The sequence below is a fragment of the Collinsella sp. AM34-10 genome, from assembly GCF_003469185.1.
In the GTDB taxonomy this organism is placed as follows: Bacteria; Actinomycetota; Coriobacteriia; order Coriobacteriales; family Coriobacteriaceae; genus Collinsella.
The window spans coordinates 35,978-52,357 of record NZ_QSIL01000006.1 but is presented as its reverse complement, the minus strand read 5'-3'; the positions used below and the strand labels follow the sequence as shown (position 1 = coordinate 52,357).

Sequence of the window (16,380 nt, the reverse complement as noted above, 5' to 3'; positions counted from 1 at the left end):
GCTTTGTTTGGACACATTTCCGCAGCTCATATGCACCCGCAACCGCCGGTTGTCAAAAATCTCACTAGAATAGGTGGCATGCTTTTGGCGGTGGCGGATAGATTTTTAACTGTGCAAGGCGCCTTAAGAACAAAAACGGTCCGGCGGCACGGCTGGCATCACATAGGAGGAACCATGAATGTAGAAACTGCGCAGCGGCTCGCCGACCTTCGTCGCAGCAAGGGTTTTAGCCAAGAAGGGTTGGCGCGAAAGCTGGGACTGTCGCGCCAGGCGGTCAGTAAATGGGAGCGTGCGGAGAGCTCGCCCGATACCGAGAACCTGATCTCGCTCGCAAAACTCTATGGCGTGAGTTTGGACGAGCTCCTCAATCCGAGTGACGAGATCGAGGACGATATCGAATTTGAGAACGAGGACCGCGCCCGTCAGCGCGAGGCCGAGGCCGCGGAGCGTGCCCGCACCCATGAGGCAGCGGCGCGCGCCACCGAGGCGGCAACACAGGCGAGTGATGCCGCGGCCAAGGCGGCGCAGGCGGCGAGTTGGAGCGCGCAGGCTGCCAATGCGGCGACGGCTCAGGTGACGGGTGCCGGTGCGACCAGCGTGACTCCGGTGAAAGGTCCGTTCCAGTCGTTCCCGTATTGGGCTGTGTGCTGGCTGCTGTTCTTTTTGCTGATGTTCCTGTTTGGCGCCGGCCCCTTTGCCGCACTGATCTTCTTTACGATTCCCATCTATCACTGGGTGGCGCGTGCGCTCGATGGTGATTGGGCGCGCGGGGATATTCAGGTTGGTCCGGCACCGGCGGTCGCTATGACTAAGGGGAAGAACGTTTCCGCTTCGGTTGACGCTGACATGGCTGCCGCGGCCACCGCTGAGCCGATTGCCAAAGAGGGTGATGAATGATGAAGCTTTCGCATGAATCCAAGGTACGCTTGGGTGTTGGCATCGGAGCGTTTGTGCTTATCATCGGGCTTGTCTTTGGTGCTTCGCAGCTATTGGCTCATTCCGATATGGTGCGTACGACCGGTATTCTATCTGGAGATTTGTCTGATTTTGACGATATGTTTGACGACGATGATCTCTTGGATAGCGGTAACTATTCCGCTCGGCCTCAGCAGCTTTCGAGCGAAACGTTTGATGCCGACGCGTTCCAATCGCTCGACTTGGACGTGACGTCGGGGACGGTCGAGGTTAAATGTGTCTCTGGCGGCCCGGTGCGTGTTATCGAAAGCGGTCGCGTTGCGAAGGGAACGTCTGCTTCTGATGCGGCTACCCGGAACCTTGCTGAGGTCAAGGGCTCTACGCTCAAGATCAGTCAGTTCGACTACGATGATAAGCGCGCGATTGACCGCACAATTACCATTGAGCTGCCGCGAGATGTTGCGGATAACCTGGTGGGCATTACGGCGAATGTAGGGTCGGGCGACCTGGCGGTCGCGGACATTGCGTGCCATGATCTGGTTATAACGTTGAATTCGGGAGACGTTGAGTTTACGGGCACCGTGACCGACACCCTGAATGCCGAGGTCGGTTCGGGCGACATGACGTTCGATCTCTACCAGGCGCCCGCGAAGTCGATGGACGTGAGTGTGGGCTCGGGTGATGTGGAGATGACGGTTCCGAACTCTACGGGCTTTAAGGCGAGCCTCACCTTGGGCAGCGGCGACTTCGAGAGCGATTTCCTTCCGCTTGACTACGACGGCGAGACCATTTTGAATCTTGAATTCGATAATGGCGATAAGTCCGCCACGTATCGTTTTGAGGTTGGTTCGGGCGACATGTCATTTGATTCAGAGTGACGGGCGGTTATCGAAGACTTATAAACCATAGCTGCGCTGTTTGATGGAGGCGCCGGAGCCGTGACGGGCTCCGGCGCCTTTGCCTTTACAATGGGGGCATGGAACAGATTATCTTGAACATACTTGAGGCCCTGCGTCGCGGCGAGACCGTGGACGACAAGGCGCTCGTCAAACTGATACATGCCGAGGCGCGCCGTGAGGGTGCCGACAAACGCGATTTGGCCAAGCGCCGTCTGCTGCCGTTCTACCAGCGGGTTAAACGTGAGGAGCCGGCTCGTTGGGCTGCGTGGAATGTCGATACCGAGCTGGAACGTCGACTGCTGCAGGTGCTGCGTATGAAGCCTCGTCGCACGGCTTCGGGCGTGGCGACCATTACCGTCATTACCAAGCCCTGGCCATGCTCGGGCGATTGCCTGTTTTGCCCCAATGACCTGCGCATGCCTAAAAGCTATCTGCACGCCGAGCCGGCGTGCGCCCGTGCGGAGCAAAACTGCTTTGACCCGTATCTGCAGGTGAGCGCTCGTCTGACCGCGCTTTCGCAGATGGGGCATGCGACCGACAAGATAGAGCTCATCGTGCTCGGTGGCACCTGGAGCGACTATCCGCAAGGGTATCAAACGTGGTTTATGTCGGAGCTTTTCCGTGCGCTCAATGACGATGCCGTCGCCGGCGTGGCGGCAAACCCCATGTTGGCGCGTCCGGGCATCAGCCGTGCCGAGGCAGGGCGCCTGCTCGATGACGCTCCCGCCGATGCCCTGCCGCCGGTGGTAACAGAGCGCCGCGAGCGCTATCGGGCTGCCGGCATTGCGACAGACGAGGCTGAGCTTGCTGCCGGCGTTGCCGACGAGCAGGGGCGTGTGGATGCTGTCGTTGGTGGCTATAACCGCGCAGTGCGCCGTCTGTACGGCCCCGGTACGCCATGGGGCGAGGCTGCCGAGTGGCAGACGGCAACGATGGAGGAGCTTGAGCGTCAGCAGCGCATCAACGAGACGGCGAAGCATCGCGTGGTGGGGCTCGTTATCGAGACGCGCCCCGATGCCGTAACGCCGCAGGCCCTCACGCTCATCCGCCGCCTGGGTTGCACCAAGATTCAGATGGGTATTCAGAGTCTTGACCAGCATCTACTCGATATCAACGAGCGCCGCATTTCGGTGGCGCAGATCGAGCGGGCGTTTTCGCTCGCGCGCCTGTTTGGCTTTAAGATCCACGCGCACTTTATGCTCAACTTGCTGGGCGCCACGCCTGATGGGGACAAGTGCGACTACGAGCGCTTTATGACCGAGGGCGCCTTTATGCCCGACGAGGTCAAGGTCTACCCGTGCGCGCTCATCGAGGGCTCGCGTCTGGTGGGCTGTTACGAGCGTGGCGAGTGGCGCCCCTATACCGAGGACGAGCTGCTCGATGTGTTGGCCGACGACATCGTGGTGACGCCGGCGTTCTGCCGCATCAGCCGCATGATCCGCGACTTTAGCTCCGATGACATCATGGTGGGCAACAAGAAACCCAACCTGCGCCAGCTCGTTGAGAACCGCTTGGCTGCTTGGGGTGACGGTGCGACGGTGCGTGAGATTCGCTATCGCGAGATCAGCACGGCGGGCGTCGACCTGGACGAGTTGACCCTTGACGAGGAAGTGGCGTACGAGACGCCGGTGACGCACGAGCGCTTTTTGCAGTGGGTGACACCGCAGGGCAAAATCGCGGGCTTTTTGCGCCTGTCGCTGCCCGACCGCGCGTTTGTTGCCGCGCATGCGGACGAGTTGCCGACGGTGTCGGACGAGGCGATGATTCGCGAGGTTCACGTGTATGGCATGGCGGCGCGCGTGGGCGATCAAGGCCAGGCGGCGCAGCATCACGGGTTAGGGCGTTTGCTCGTAGAACGTGCGTGCGAGATTGCCCGGGATGCGGGTTATGCGCGTATCAACGTGATTAGCGCGATTGGCACACGTGAGTACTATCGTCATCTTGGATTTTATGACCATGGCCTTTATCTGCAAAAGGAGCTCTAGATGAACAAGCCGAGTGTTTCTGCCGGCGTCGTTGCCGGCGTTGCTCTGGGGGCCGCGGCGCTTGGCGCGGCCGCTGTCGCTGTCCGTGCTGCCTGTCTGCAGGTTGCGCGAACCCGCCATGGGTTGGCGCGTGTGAAACGCGTGCACGATGAGGGAGGCGACGAAGTCCGTGTATTGGTGCAAGGCGGCGTTTACCAAAGCGCAAGCTACGTTGGCGAGCGTTGGGCGGAGCCCGTCTTTGCGTACTATCGCGCGTTTGACGACGTGTTTGAGGCTGAGGACGCAATGCGTGATGCTTACGGGCATGGTATCGACCGTATGCTCATGCTGGGCGGCGGCGGGTTTGCCTATCCCAAGTTTGCACTGATGTCGCACGAGAGCTTGCGCATGGACGTCATTGAGTACGATGCCGAGATTACGCGCCTGGCGCGCCGTTGGTTCTACCTGGACGAGCTGGAGCGCACGGTGGGCGATCGCCTGCGAGTGATTACCGCTGAGGCTCGCTCGTATCTGGGCGTGACGAGCGTGGGTCATCGTCGCTACGACGTGGTCGTGAGCGATTGCTTTGGCGGTGTCGAGCCCGTACGCGAGCTGGCGACGGTTGAGGCATTGCGTTTGGTGCGAGGCAGCCTGAACCCCGGGGGCATCTATGTTGCCAATATCGTGAGTGCGAACAGGGGGAGCGGCGTGACGTTCCTGCGCGATTGCGTTGCCGCGGCACTCGAGGTATTCGCCCACGCCTGGGTGGTCCCATGCGGCGACGCGGAGTTCGGCGGCGAGGAAAACTACCTGCTCGTCGCCAGTGACGGCGATTATGCCTTTGCCGAAGCCGTGCCCTTCGACGCCGACTTCCTCGGCACCGTCCTTCACGACAAGTAAGTCTCTCCGTCCCAAAAAGACGGGTCTTAGGCGTGGTCGCTCCAGCTGCGGACACGCTGCTTCATGCCCTCTATGTCGAGCACGCCTTCGGCAAAGCCCTTGCGCACGAGCTCTTCGGGAACAAACTCGTCGTAGCGGTCAAAATAAGGCACCTCGTCGGGATAGACGAGCTCGATGGGATCGAAGTCCTTCTCGGCCTCGGCGGCGAGCACCTCAAAGAACGTCTCCTCGTCGGCCTTCATCTTAAACTGCATAAAGTACGGGCGTGATGGGTCGAGTCCGCGAAGGCCCAACTCCGCGGCACATTTAATCTTGAGCATGCGCTCGAGGGCCAAAAAGGCGTAGCTGCCCAGCCAGGGGAAGAGCACCCAGGTATCGCCGCCCAGGTTAATGAGCGGTTTAGTTTCCGCGCCCGAAATCTCGGCCGTATGACGAGCCTGCGCAAGGCGGGCCCGTGCGTTACCCATAAGGTACGGATACGCGGCGTGTTCGTTGAGCGCCTTGCGCATGCGCTCGAGTACGTGTGTATTGATGTCACCGGGACAGTCGCCAAAGTAGGCCGGCACCCGGCCCTTGACCTGCGTGGCAAAGACGGTGTGACGCTTCCAGTCCACTTCCTCGACAATCCAGCAGTGTCCGGCGATGGCGATGCGCTCGCCAGGTGGTGGCGGGTTGACAATCGTGCCCAGCTCGGCCGATTCGCTGCGAACGGTAAACTCCTCGTTTTCCTGGAACACGGCGTAGAACTTAAAGTTGTTGATGATGCGCTCGCCCGCGAGACCCACGATGAGCCCGCCACCCTCGGTGACTTGGATATGGTCGATCTTAATGAGGTGACGCAGCAGTACGCGATAGTCATCGGCCGAGATGCGATGGAAATAGCTGAGCGTGAGCACGCGCTGGGCAAGCTCTGCCGGCGTGAGCTCTCCGGTGCTGGCAAGCGTCGACATGGTCTGGTGATAGAGCAGACTGTAGGGGAGTCGATCGAGCTCGGGCGGCTCGACCCACTTCTCCTCGCGATAGAGTTGTACGAGCGCAATGCCCTGCAGGAGCTTCCACGGAATGGTCTCGGGCATCATCGTGCGCGGCTCGGGCTCTTCCTCGCGCATGACAAACCACATCTCGGGCGGAAGATCGCGTCGTCCCGTGCGGCCCATTCGCTGCAAAAAGGAACTGACGGTAAATGGTGCATCGATCTGAAACGCACGCTCCAGGCGGCCGATATCGATACCGAGCTCCAGCGTAGAGGTGGTGACGGTCGTCTGTGCCTGTTCCTCGTCGCGCATGAGCTCTTCTGCCGTCTCGCGCAGCGATGCCGAAAGATTGCCGTGGTGGATGAGAAAACGGTCGGGCTCGTGTCGGCTCTCGCAGTAGCTACGTAGCATGGAGCATACGGCCTCCGCCTCCTCGCGCGAGTTGGCAAAGACCAGGCACTTGCGGCCGCGGGTGTGTTCGAAGATATAGCCCATGCCGGGGTCGGCGTTGTCTGGTGCTGTGTCGGTGGGGTTGAGTAATGCCTGTTCGGGTGCTTTGGGGATGTCGACTTCGCCCTCGGGGGCCGAGGAAGCTTGGCGGTCCTTGGGAGCGGCCTTGCCCCGTGCCCGCTCACGACGTTGACGGCGCTCCTCTTGTGTTGGCTGTCCGCTGTGACGCATGTCTTGGGCGCCGGCGGGCAGTGCCGCGGATGCCGCCGCCTCGATGCGCTCGCACGCAAGCACTTCGGCCTCTTGAGGACCTGTGCCCATGAATCCCCGCTGCTGCGCCTGGGGGCCCGAGTTGTAGAAGTGCTCCATGGAGATACGCCACACGCGGCGCGGTTCTTCAAAGCGGGGGATAACACAGTTGCGCCCCGTTCCCTGTGAGAGAAAAGCGCCCGTGCGCTCGGGGTCGCCGATGGTAGCCGAAAGGCCAATGCGGCGAGGCTGCACGCCGGCCATGCGCGAGAGTCGCTCGATAAGGCAGAGCGTTTGCCCGCCACGGTCGCCGCGCATGAGCGAGTGGACCTCATCGATGACCACGTAGCGCAGGTCGCAAAACATGCGCGGGATCGCCATGTGCTTATGGATTAAGAGCGCTTCGAGTGACTCGGGCGTAATCTGCAAGATGCCGCTCGGTTTTTTGATGAGCTTAGCCTTGTGCGACTGCGAGACATCGCCATGCCAGTGCCAGATAGGGATATCGGCCTCTTCGCAGAGGTCGTTGAGGCGGACGAACTGATCATTGATGAGCGCTTTGAGGGGGCCGATGTAGAGGGCGCCCACGCTCGCGGGCGGGTTCTCCCAAAACTCGGTCAGGATGGGAAAGAAGGCTGCCTCGGTTTTGCCGGAAGCTGTGGATGCCGTCAGGAGCACATTATCTTGCGTGTTAAAGATGGCGTCTGCCGCTGCAACCTGGATAGAGCGCAGACTCTCCCAATCGTGGGAGTAGATGAAGTCTTGGATAAACGGGGCGTAGCGGTCAAAGGCGTTCACGGGGCCTCCTCTCAAATACGAACCTCTTAACGCGGTGAGCAGTGGCTTGCCGCATCACTGCCTCAGCGTTTGCCCAGATAAAAGCTGCCAAAATAGACCTGTCCCTTTTTGGCAGGTTAGATGGTGAATTCGGCGAAGTTGCGGTCGCCGTCTGCGGTGCCGGTGTCGCCTGTTGCGGCTGCCGGTGCCAGCGCGTCGCCGCCGACGCTTTGCAGCAGCTCGGCCACATTTGCATCGGGGTTCTGACACAGGATATCGAGCAGCTCGATAAAGTCACGGATGACCTCACGCGGCGTCAAATGCGTATCGGCTCCCACGCGGCCGAACTCAATCTTGAGAAAGTCTACCAAGTCGTTCTCGGTAAGCGTGGGCGTCCAGCCAAAGTAGCCGGCATGGATCTGCATGAGTTTTTCGATGAGCACCAGCAGCTCCTCATAGGTGAGTGGCTGCAGGCGGATGATGGGCGCGAGCATGTCCTTAAGGTCCTCGCGTGCAAAGCGGCCCTGAGCGAGTCGGCTGCGTAGGGCCTCGTAGGAGAACACGCCGCGGCGTCGGTCTTCGATGGAGGTTGGCGTGCCGCCCATGATCATGCCCAGGTACTGCGCCTTGCCCTGGAGCGTGTCGTTGTACATGGTCAGGATCTTCTCGTAGTTGTATTGGCGTGTGATGGCGTTGGGAATCTTATACAGATTCACGAGCTCGTCGATGAGCACCAGCATGCCCTTGTAGCCGCTGCAGACCAAAAAGCGCGCAATGAGCTTAACGTAGTCGTACCAGTCGTCATCGCTGATGATGGTCGAGGAGCCCAGCTCGGCGCGTGCCTCGCTCTTGGTGCGGTATTCGCCGCGAATCCATTTGGTCACGCGGCTCATAGCTTCTTCGTCGCCCTCGGATACGGCCGCGCGGTAGCGGCGGAGCATGCGGGCGAAGTCGAAGCCGTGGACCATTTCCTCGAGCGGGGCCAGTTGGGCATTGACGGCAGACTCATCGGCATCGGCACACGAGGCGACCCAGCGATCCAGGATAAGGTTGAGCGCACCGCCCTCGGGGCGCGTCTTGGTCGATATGTTGCGGATGAGCTCACGGTAGGTGGCAAGGCCCTGTCCCTGCCCGCCCTGCAGGCGGCGCTCGGGGGATAGGTCGGCATCGGCGACGACGAAACCCTCACCCATGGCGTGCGTGCGGATGGTCTGGAGTAAAAAGCTCTTGCCGGCGCCGTAACGACCGACTAGAAAGCGGAAGCTCGCGCCGCCGTCGGCGATGAGACTCAGGTCGGTGAGCAGGGCGCGGATCTCGACCTCGCGCCCTACGGTGATGTAGGGAAGGCCGATGCGCGGGACCACGCCGCCCTTGAGCGAGTTGAGAATGACGGCAGCGACGCGCTTGGGCACGCGGGGTGCTGCGGGTGCGGTATCACTCATGGTCTAGGTATCCTCTCACGTCTGCTTCGTAGTCCTCGATAATGTGCGGTCCTGCCGCGCCAAATTCAATTACGGTGTCGCCCACCAGGTCAAAGAGCGCCTCGTTGATGGTATCGACGAGCATGTCCTCGCTCTGCCCCGACCTCTCCACTGCCGATGTCGCTTGCGCTGCGTTTTGCTCGAGCAGCGCGCGCAGATAGGCATTTGCGGCGGGCGCGAGTTCGGTCGCGGCGTCAGTGGGCGCGGGCGTTACGGGTGCGGGCACAGACACGAGGAGCGGTGCCACGACGCCAAACTCTTCGGTGGAGACAGCCGGCTCGTCGGGTTCGTCTTGCCGTATGGTCATCTCGCCAGGTTCGGCAGTCATGCCGGGTGCGGACTGGATGTTCGGTTGCTCGATAATCGTCACCTCGGCTTCCACAGACACATCGTCCTCGCGCTCCTCATCGATCAAAAGTGCCTCACGCGTTTGCGCGGCGGCGCTCCGAATGTGCCCCAGCTGACTCAAATCGATATCGATCTTGACGGGCTGGTGCGCGGCGTCCCACGAAAGCCATGCCACGATCTCGTCATCGATGATCTTGGCCAGATATTTGGGGACCTTCTCCTCCTTTAGGGGGTGGGTGGGGTCTAGGGCCAGGCGCAGCCGTTGGTCGCAGGCGCGCATCATCTCACCGAGCTTGCTGCTTTTTTGCCTGCTGCCGTGAATTCGCATGCATTCCCAAAAGCCGTTTTGACAACGGTAAATATGGATGGGGTCCAGACGGTATTCGCAATCCTCGTGGCGATTAGGCGCAAAGAACACAGCCGAGGCAAACATGGTATAGGGCATGGCCGTCTCCTCCCCAAACAAGCTCGCCACGATACCGCTCTTTCGGTGCGTGTCATAGTAGCGCGCCATACGGACATACACGGCGCATGCCACGTGGCGTAGGTCGCGATGGTGACTGCGATCGAGCCGTGAGTTATTGAGGTTATACGTGGAGAGGGCGTTGATGGCGGCCATGAGTCGCTCCTCGCGCGCCTCGTCGGGCGGAAGGGGGAGCGTAGGCTCGGAGGTCTTGCGACGCGCAGGCGCCAGGTCTGACGGCGTTGGCGCGGGCGCAAGGTCTCGCGCCGCACGCCGCAGCTCGATAAGGGCGTTATCGAACATGACGGTTTTAGAGTCGCGAAGCAGCTTGGGGTCGAGTCCGTGGAACACGGCGTAGTCCTGCAGCCACACGCGTGCGAACCGGTCGATGCCGGGTTCAAAGGCGCGATAGGCATCCCAAAAGGCCTTGATTTTGTTAAAACCATCGAGTGGGTCATCTACGCCAATGCCGCAGATCAGCTCATAGAGATACAGAAAGGCAAAGGACGTAGACGTTTCCTCGACGGTTCCGCGGCGCACTTGGGTGCGCCAGGTAAAATAGCCGCGCAGCTGCCGATCGCTCATGGCGTTATAGGTGGGAAAGTACGACTTGAATGTGCCGTTGTAGGGACAGTCGTCCTCAAAGTCGGCCATCAGCAGGCCTTGGCGGTAGAAAAGCTCGGCTTCCGAAAGCCAACGTCCCGCGCCACCCTTGGGGTCTTCTTGCCAACGCGATATCTCACGCATTTTGCGGTACTGGTCGGGAAGGAAGTTCTGCATCTGACGACCGGTTTTGAGAATCGGCTCGTCAGCATAGACTTCGTTTGAGAAGCGAGCAGACTGATGGGTCCGGGCCTCGGCCATAATGCGCTCGATGAGCATCTTGATGTCCTGGTCGGCCACCGTTTCTCCTCTCCTAACGCAGCTTCGGTGACCTCATATCATAGCACAGCATCAAACAGGTGTTCGAGATACCGCTACGTAGATAGATTTAGAACAGGAGGGCGTAGATGACGGCTATGACAACGGAGGGGAGCATATTGGCCGTGCGGAAGGTCTGAGGACGGATGAGGTTGACGCCGACGCAGAAGATGAGTATAGAGCCCACGAGCGATAGACTGTCGAGGGCGGCGGCGGTCATGATGGGGGAGAGCGCGCCGGCAAACAGCGTAATCGTTCCCTGGAATACGGCAACGGGCAGGGCGGAGAAGATGCAGCCGCGGCCGAGCGAAGCCGTCATGGTGCAGACGATGATGCAGTCCAACGCGCCCTTGAGGGCAAGCGTGGACCAGTCGCCGAGCAGGCCGTCTTGGATTGATCCCACGATAGCCATGGCACCGATGCAGACGGTCAGCGATGTCGAGACAAAGGCATTGGTGAACTCGTTGTCGCCTTCGCTGCCGGTTTTGCGCTTGAGCCATTCGCCCAGATTTTCGATGCCGGCTTCCAGGTTTATGGCCTCGCCGATGAGCGAGCCAAGGGCAAATGAGACGATAAGCATGGTGGTGCCGGTGGTCGCCAGCGTTTTCCCGTCAATGACGAGCATCTTTTGCATGGTGCCGCCCAGGCCGATAAACAGAACGCACAACCCCGACGCCTTCATGAGCGTGTCTTGGATGCGGGGCGTAATGAAGCGCCCGCCCATGAGGCCCAGCAGACCGCCCGCGATCAAAAGCGCGACGTTGATGACCGTTCCCAAACCCGGCATGAACCCTCCCATATTGATGCCAACCTGGCAATCGTAGCAGAATGGGCTGCAGGGTGCGTCATGCCTCATCCTATACGTTATATAAGTGGTATTAACGACGGCATTTGGTGCCCAAGCCTCAGCCTCCCATCACGACATAGGGGCTGTAATCGAAGCACAGCGTCATGAGTCGCTGCGGGGACTCAATGGCCGCGGCGATGATATCGGCATCTCGAGCTCGGTCAAATCCCTCGAGCTCAATTTGATACGAGACGTCTTCCATTTTATGGAGTATCCGGTTATTCAGGAGGTTCTCACCGTCGAATTCCTCGGTTTTGCCTCCATCCGAGGTTACGGCATACAGGTGCAGTTTTGCGGTGGTCGCAGGGTCGACGACCGTGAGGTTGTCGATTTGGTTGGCCGTGCCCTTTGCCCCAAGCAAGGTGAGCAAGGTGGGGGCTACGACCTCGCCCGATGGCAGAAAAACAACTTCGACGGTTTTAGGGAATGCGATAATGGCCGCTTTGCGGACGGGCTTATCGGCAACGGTGACCTCAATGCTCGCGGCGTCGACGGTTTCCGTGCGGTCGAGCGCGACCATCATGCAACAATTGCCCTCGTCGATGTCTGCCGGCATGGGACACCCCAAGTTTTCGCCAGCTTGCGTGCCGCCCACTGCGGCGGCCGTTTCGCTTGGCTCGCTGAAAGTGGCTGAAGGACCGCTCGATGGCGGTGTTATGCCGCCTGGTGCGCCATTGTCCCCAGGCGCTATTTCACCGCTGCTCTCGCTGGAGTCGCTTGCGATGTCACCTGTCGAGGGGGCGAGTCCGACCGCTCCTACTCCGCTCCATTCCATCTCGAGGAGCGCCGGATCGACAAGGACGTGATGCACATCTTGCGTTTTGGTACTGATATCGACAGGACCGGGATCTGTCCCTCGCGTCAGGCTGAGCGATCCGGTCCGCTGTTTGCCCCGAATCTCCTGGCTTTCTGTGTCGCTCGCGTAGAACATCAGGGCGATCTCGCCATTCGCTGTGGCGTCGGTGCCCACCTTGGTCATTTTCAGCGATGCGGTGAATGAGATGGCGGGCTGCGTGCCATCGGCGCTCGAGGGGACGCAGCCCAGGCATACACCTCCTCCGTCTTCGAAAAATGTGCTGTCGAAGGCGACCGTTGCCCCGTCCGCCGAGTCATCGGACAGGGTGATGTCGAAGCGCAGCTCCACGTCGCAGAAATCGCCATCGGCATCAGTTGCAGCTGCGCGCCATGTGCAGATAACGCATCCCGTTAGGGGACCGTCCGCTGTGCTTGAGCGCTCGGTATCCACGACTATCGAGCTGTTCGTGCAGCGACGGAGGCACCCCGAGGTCGAAATGCTTGCCTGCGCAAGCGAGAAGCGTTGGCGCGCGATGGTGCTCATCTGGTTTGTGGCGAGACAGTTGACGGCAGGTAAGGGGACGCCCACGGCGGGTGTCGCTAGAGCGGCGACGGACATGCCGGTGGCAAGCGCACTGCAGAGCGCGGCAACGGGCAAAAGGTTCTTTGATGCCATGGGTTCTCCTTACCTGTTCTGGACGGTCTCGATTTTCGCGGCTACTGGCTGCGTTTGATGCGCAGGCCAAGGCCGATGGCGCTTGCGCCTGCCGCGGCGATTCCTGCTGCCAGGAGCTGTTGCGTGTCGCCCGTTTGCGCGAGGGGCTCATGTTGGCCACTGCGTTCGAGCTCCGATAGATCGACAGTCACTTGCGTGGCAGCCTGCGCTTGCTCTTGTTGGGCAAAGGCGGCGATTGGGGCAAACGTTACAACGCCGATGATGACGGCAAGGACAATCGCCTTAGGCCGTGTGCGCACCGGGCTCGACCGTCCACGTAATGCTTGCGACCTGGTCGCCCTCGCCAGTCACATGGAAGATGTCTCGCGTGACGCGGGCGACATTGCCGCTCGTCTTGAGCTTAATCTTGTCCGTACCATTGGCGATGCCCTGGTAGCCCATGTCGAAGGATGCATTTTTGGAAAGGTCGAGGCCCGCTTCCTGCGTCGCGGCGTGAGCGTCTTGGAGTGCCTTGTCCGGACCAACCTTAAAATCGATGGAGTTCTGGGCGGTTCCCGTCTTGGCGTCGGCGACGATGCTCCAGGAGTTCTTGGCGCCGATCTTCATGTTGGCAACGTGGATGCCATAGGCCGAAAGATTGTCGATGGTGGTTGTATTCTCGGAAGGGCCCTGAAGCGTGCCATCGGCCTTGGCGACAAATGGGATGACGGTCGGGGCTTTGAACTTGATGTTGTCGATTTGGGTCCTGATAGTCACGTTGGTGGTTCCAGTGCGTCCCTCCGCCAGGGCGGGGGTCGGCGCGGCACCCATTGAAAGTGCAAGCATCAGCCCCACGCCCACGACGAGCGCCCTGGTCCCGCTCAAGTTCCCGGTGATGTCCATAATCGTTCCTTTCTATTCGTCACGGACCGTTTCCGTGATGGTCAGACGAAAGCGGCGTGGGTGCGCGTTTTCGCAACGGGTGGCAGATCTAGTCTTCGGGCTGCGCAACCCGCACCTTGATGCGCGTGGGATTGCCATGGGCGTCGTAGGTCTTGGCGTCGAGCGCTTGAATCTCGATATACGCCTCACCTTCTTTGATGTCGCCTGCGGGGCAGGTCTCAACGGTCTTGCCGGTCTCGACCACGCCCGATTCATAGATGGTCTCGTCGTTTTGGATCACGCGGAAACGCTGGGGAAACTTGTTATCCTGGACGTTTTGCACGTTGACGCGCAGCTTGCCGCCTTTTTGTAGCTGGGCGACCGGTGCGACCGAGATCGTCATCATGTTGTCGCGGACGATGGCATCGAGCTCGTCCTGGATTTCCTGGCGCGACTTACCCTCCGCCGCTGTGACCGAGGCACCTGTCTCGGCGACAGGCTTTGACTGCCAGGCGTAAAGGCCGACGGCGATAAGGGCGCAGGCGATGGCCAGGCAGACAACGCCGAGCCTTTTTCGATGTTTTGACCCTAGGGGGCTCGACTGCTTCCTTGCGCTCATGCGGCATCCTTAGTGGTATAGACGCGCGCGAACGTGGACGGATCGGCACCAAAGAGCATGTGGAGCATGAGGCGTCGCGAGTAGATGAGCTCGTCGAAGTTTGGGTCGAGTTTGATGTCGTGGATGTGGGCGATGTGGTGAGCGAGTGCCGAAAACGATTCGGGATCGCAAATCACGTCGGTGGTGACGTGATAGACAGCCGCATCGGGAAATGCCTCCTCGTCGAAGGGCAGAAGATACGGGTCGTCGCCAACTTCGATGGCGACGCCGTACTGGGGCCAGTAATATGCCATGGGAACCTCCCTGTTTTTGGGCCAAACCTTCCATTGGCTTTGGCTGTCGATGCCGACCGTATCAGCCGTAACTTGACCAATTTCTGACCAAATGCTTGACGGGTTTACATCGCCGCAGGTGAGAGAGGGTAAAAACTATCTCAACTTTTTTCGGGCGCCAATTGCATGCGTGGCAGCGATGGAAAGGAGCGCGTTAAATAGAGCGCCTGCCGAGAAAACGCTGCCGCTCGCCGAATTGCGCAAACGTAAAATTCGCCAATTATGGAGACGGTCTCAGTCACGTCGACGAAACGATGCGGTAACATCTCCCTGCAAACACTGTAGTTAACTAAAGGGGGAGTTCGCGTGTCTGCAGCCATCAAACCCTTCGGCGACGAGTTCGAAGAATATGGTCGCGATGAATCTCGCACATCGGGCGAGGCGTCGAGCATCTCGTTTCCGACAACGGAGGACGAAGTCCGCGCCATTCTGCGAAAGCTCCATGCCGAGCATGTTCCGATAACGGTCCAGGGTGCTCGGACCGGTCTGGCTGCCGGTGCCGTGCCCCACGGCGGCCACATCCTCAACACTTCTCGTATGAATCGCTACCTGGGTCTTCGCCGCGACGAGCAAGGCCGTTTTCTGCTGCGCGTGGAGCCGGGCGTCGTGCTTTCTGAGTTACGCAAGCAGCTGGGCAAGAAGGCATTGCCGACCGCTGGCTGGGATCAGGCACCGCTTGAGGCCTATGAGGAGTTCCAGACAGCTCCCGAGCAGTTCTTTCCCACCGATCCCACCGAGGCATCTGCCTGCCTGGGTGGCATGGCGGCGTGCAATGCCTCCGGTGCCCGCAGCTATGCCTATGGCCCCATGCGCCCGCACGTTACGGGGCTTCACGTGGCACTGCCGGACGGCGACCTGCTCGAGCTTCATCGAGGTCGGGCACACGCTGACGCACGCCACTTGTCGCTCGTGACGGCAGGGGGCCGCGCGCTTGAGCTGGATCTTCCCGGCTATACCATGCCCAAGACCAAAAACGCGTCGGGTTATTTCGTTTCGGACGACATGGACGCCATCGATCTTTTTATCGGTGCATGCGGCACACTCGGGGTCATTACCGAGCTCGAGATCGCCCTGCAGGCGGCACCTTCGGTCGTATGGGGCGTGAGCTGCTTTTTCGACAGCGAGGACAAGGCAGTGTCCTTTACCGATTCCGTGCGCCCCGTGCTGTCCCATGCCGCCGCTATTGAGTATTTCGATGCCGGCGCCTTGGATATCCTTCGCCGCCAGCGCGAGCAGTCGACCGCGTTTGCCTCGCTGCCGGCACTCGACGATGAGGCAAAGGTCTGTATTTACGTGGAACTCGACTGCGACGACGAGGCTCAAGCGACTGAGGAGCTGTACCACCTGGGATGGGTTTTGGAGCTTGCGGGCGGCCGCGATGACGCGACCTGGGTTGCGCGCACCGAGGTCGATCGCGAATGCCAGCGGTTCTTCCGCCACGCCGTCCCCGAGAGTGTCAACATGCTCATCGATGAGCGTCGCCGCACCGACCCCACCATTACCAAACTGGGGTCGGATATGTCGGTACCCAACGCGCGCCTGGCCGATGTCGTTGCCTTCTATCGCCGCACGCTGGCCGAAAGCGGGCTTGAGTCTGCCGCCTGGGGACATATCGGCAACAACCATCTGCATGTGAATATCCTGCCGCGCGATGCGCAGGACTACCGTCGCGGTGGTGAGCTGTTTGCCCGGTGGGCTGCGGAGGTAACGGCTATGGGCGGCGCCGTCTCTGCCGAGCACGGCGTCGGCAAGATCAAAGCGGGCTTTTTGGAGACGATGTACGGCCACGAGGCCATGGTCGAATCGGCTCGACTCAAGCTGCAGCTCGATCCTGCCGGGCAGCTGGGTCGTGGCAACCTATTTTCGGAGAAGCTCTTGGATGAACTCGTCCAGAAAGGGGGCGCGTGAA

Annotated in this window: 14 protein-coding genes; 5 read left to right on the top strand and 9 right to left on the bottom strand. The window is 60.4% G+C overall.

Translation table 11 applies throughout. From position 1 onward, the window contains the following. Positions 1–174 precede the first annotated feature (174 nt). From DW823_RS06775 to DW823_RS06760, 4 genes are all read left to right on the top strand, one after another. On the top strand, positions 175–897 hold the full coding sequence (locus DW823_RS06775) for a helix-turn-helix domain-containing protein (RefSeq protein WP_118081295.1): 723 nt from the start codon (positions 175–177) through the stop codon (positions 895–897). Beyond that, positions 897–1,793: a DUF4097 family beta strand repeat-containing protein gene (locus tag DW823_RS06770; RefSeq protein WP_158567288.1), complete on the top strand. Its 897-nt coding sequence runs from the start codon at positions 897–899 to the stop codon at positions 1,791–1,793. The genes DW823_RS06775 and DW823_RS06770 overlap by 1 nt, the downstream gene beginning before the upstream one ends. Before the next feature lie 98 nt (positions 1,794–1,891). Continuing rightward, positions 1,892–3,799, top strand: a complete 1,908-nt coding sequence (locus DW823_RS06765; protein WP_118081291.1) for an elongator complex protein 3 — start codon at positions 1,892–1,894, stop codon at positions 3,797–3,799. Then, complete coding sequence (locus DW823_RS06760; RefSeq protein ID WP_118081289.1) at positions 3,800–4,678, top strand: spermidine synthase; 879 nt, start codon at positions 3,800–3,802, stop codon at positions 4,676–4,678. It begins immediately after the preceding gene. A gap of 26 nt (positions 4,679–4,704) precedes the next feature. Here DW823_RS06760 and DW823_RS06755 read toward each other — a convergent pair whose 3' ends face one another. The 9 genes from DW823_RS06755 to DW823_RS06715 form a co-directional block, all read right to left on the bottom strand. Further along, positions 4,705–7,149: a DEAD/DEAH box helicase gene (locus DW823_RS06755; protein ID WP_118081287.1), complete on the bottom strand. Its 2,445-nt coding sequence runs from the start codon at positions 7,147–7,149 to the stop codon at positions 4,705–4,707. Positions 7,150–7,265: 116 nt separating this feature from the next. Further along, entirely contained in the window at positions 7,266–8,570 is a 1,305-nt protein-coding gene (locus tag DW823_RS06750) for an ATP-binding protein (protein ID WP_118081285.1), read from the bottom strand. After that, positions 8,563–10,323 carry a TerB N-terminal domain-containing protein gene (locus tag DW823_RS06745; RefSeq protein WP_233543032.1) on the bottom strand — a complete coding sequence of 587 codons (1,761 nt, stop codon included), beginning with the start codon at positions 10,321–10,323 and terminating at the stop codon, positions 8,563–8,565. Before DW823_RS06745 ends, DW823_RS06750 begins: the two co-directional genes overlap by 8 nt. A gap of 88 nt (positions 10,324–10,411) precedes the next feature. Next, positions 10,412–11,128, bottom strand: coding sequence for a DUF554 domain-containing protein (locus DW823_RS06740; protein WP_199574386.1), 717 nt, complete (start codon positions 11,126–11,128; stop codon positions 10,412–10,414). Positions 11,129–11,246: 118 nt separating this feature from the next. Then, a complete protein-coding gene (locus DW823_RS06735) occupies positions 11,247–12,659 on the bottom strand; it encodes a hypothetical protein (protein ID WP_118081283.1) in 1,413 nt (470 codons plus the stop codon). A gap of 41 nt (positions 12,660–12,700) precedes the next feature. Continuing rightward, on the bottom strand, positions 12,701–12,958 hold the full coding sequence (locus DW823_RS06730; protein ID WP_158567287.1) for an LPXTG cell wall anchor domain-containing protein: 258 nt from the start codon (positions 12,956–12,958) through the stop codon (positions 12,701–12,703). Then, entirely contained in the window at positions 12,942–13,541 is a 600-nt protein-coding gene (locus DW823_RS06725) for a hypothetical protein (RefSeq protein ID WP_118081279.1), read from the bottom strand. The genes DW823_RS06730 and DW823_RS06725 overlap by 17 nt, the downstream gene beginning before the upstream one ends. A gap of 88 nt (positions 13,542–13,629) precedes the next feature. Next, the gene (locus DW823_RS06720) at positions 13,630–14,139 is read right to left on the bottom strand and encodes a hypothetical protein (protein WP_118081277.1); all 510 of its coding nucleotides are present in this window, start codon (positions 14,137–14,139) and stop codon (positions 13,630–13,632) included. Next, entirely contained in the window at positions 14,136–14,432 is a 297-nt protein-coding gene (locus DW823_RS06715) for a hypothetical protein (protein WP_118081275.1), read from the bottom strand. Before DW823_RS06715 ends, DW823_RS06720 begins: the two co-directional genes overlap by 4 nt. 345 nt (positions 14,433–14,777) lie before the next feature. Between DW823_RS06715 and DW823_RS06710 the strand changes: the two genes are divergently transcribed. After that, positions 14,778–16,379 (top strand): FAD-binding oxidoreductase, encoded by a 1,602-nt coding sequence (locus DW823_RS06710; protein ID WP_118081273.1) that lies wholly within the window; start codon positions 14,778–14,780, stop codon positions 16,377–16,379. The last annotated feature ends 1 nt before the right edge of the window (position 16,380 follow it).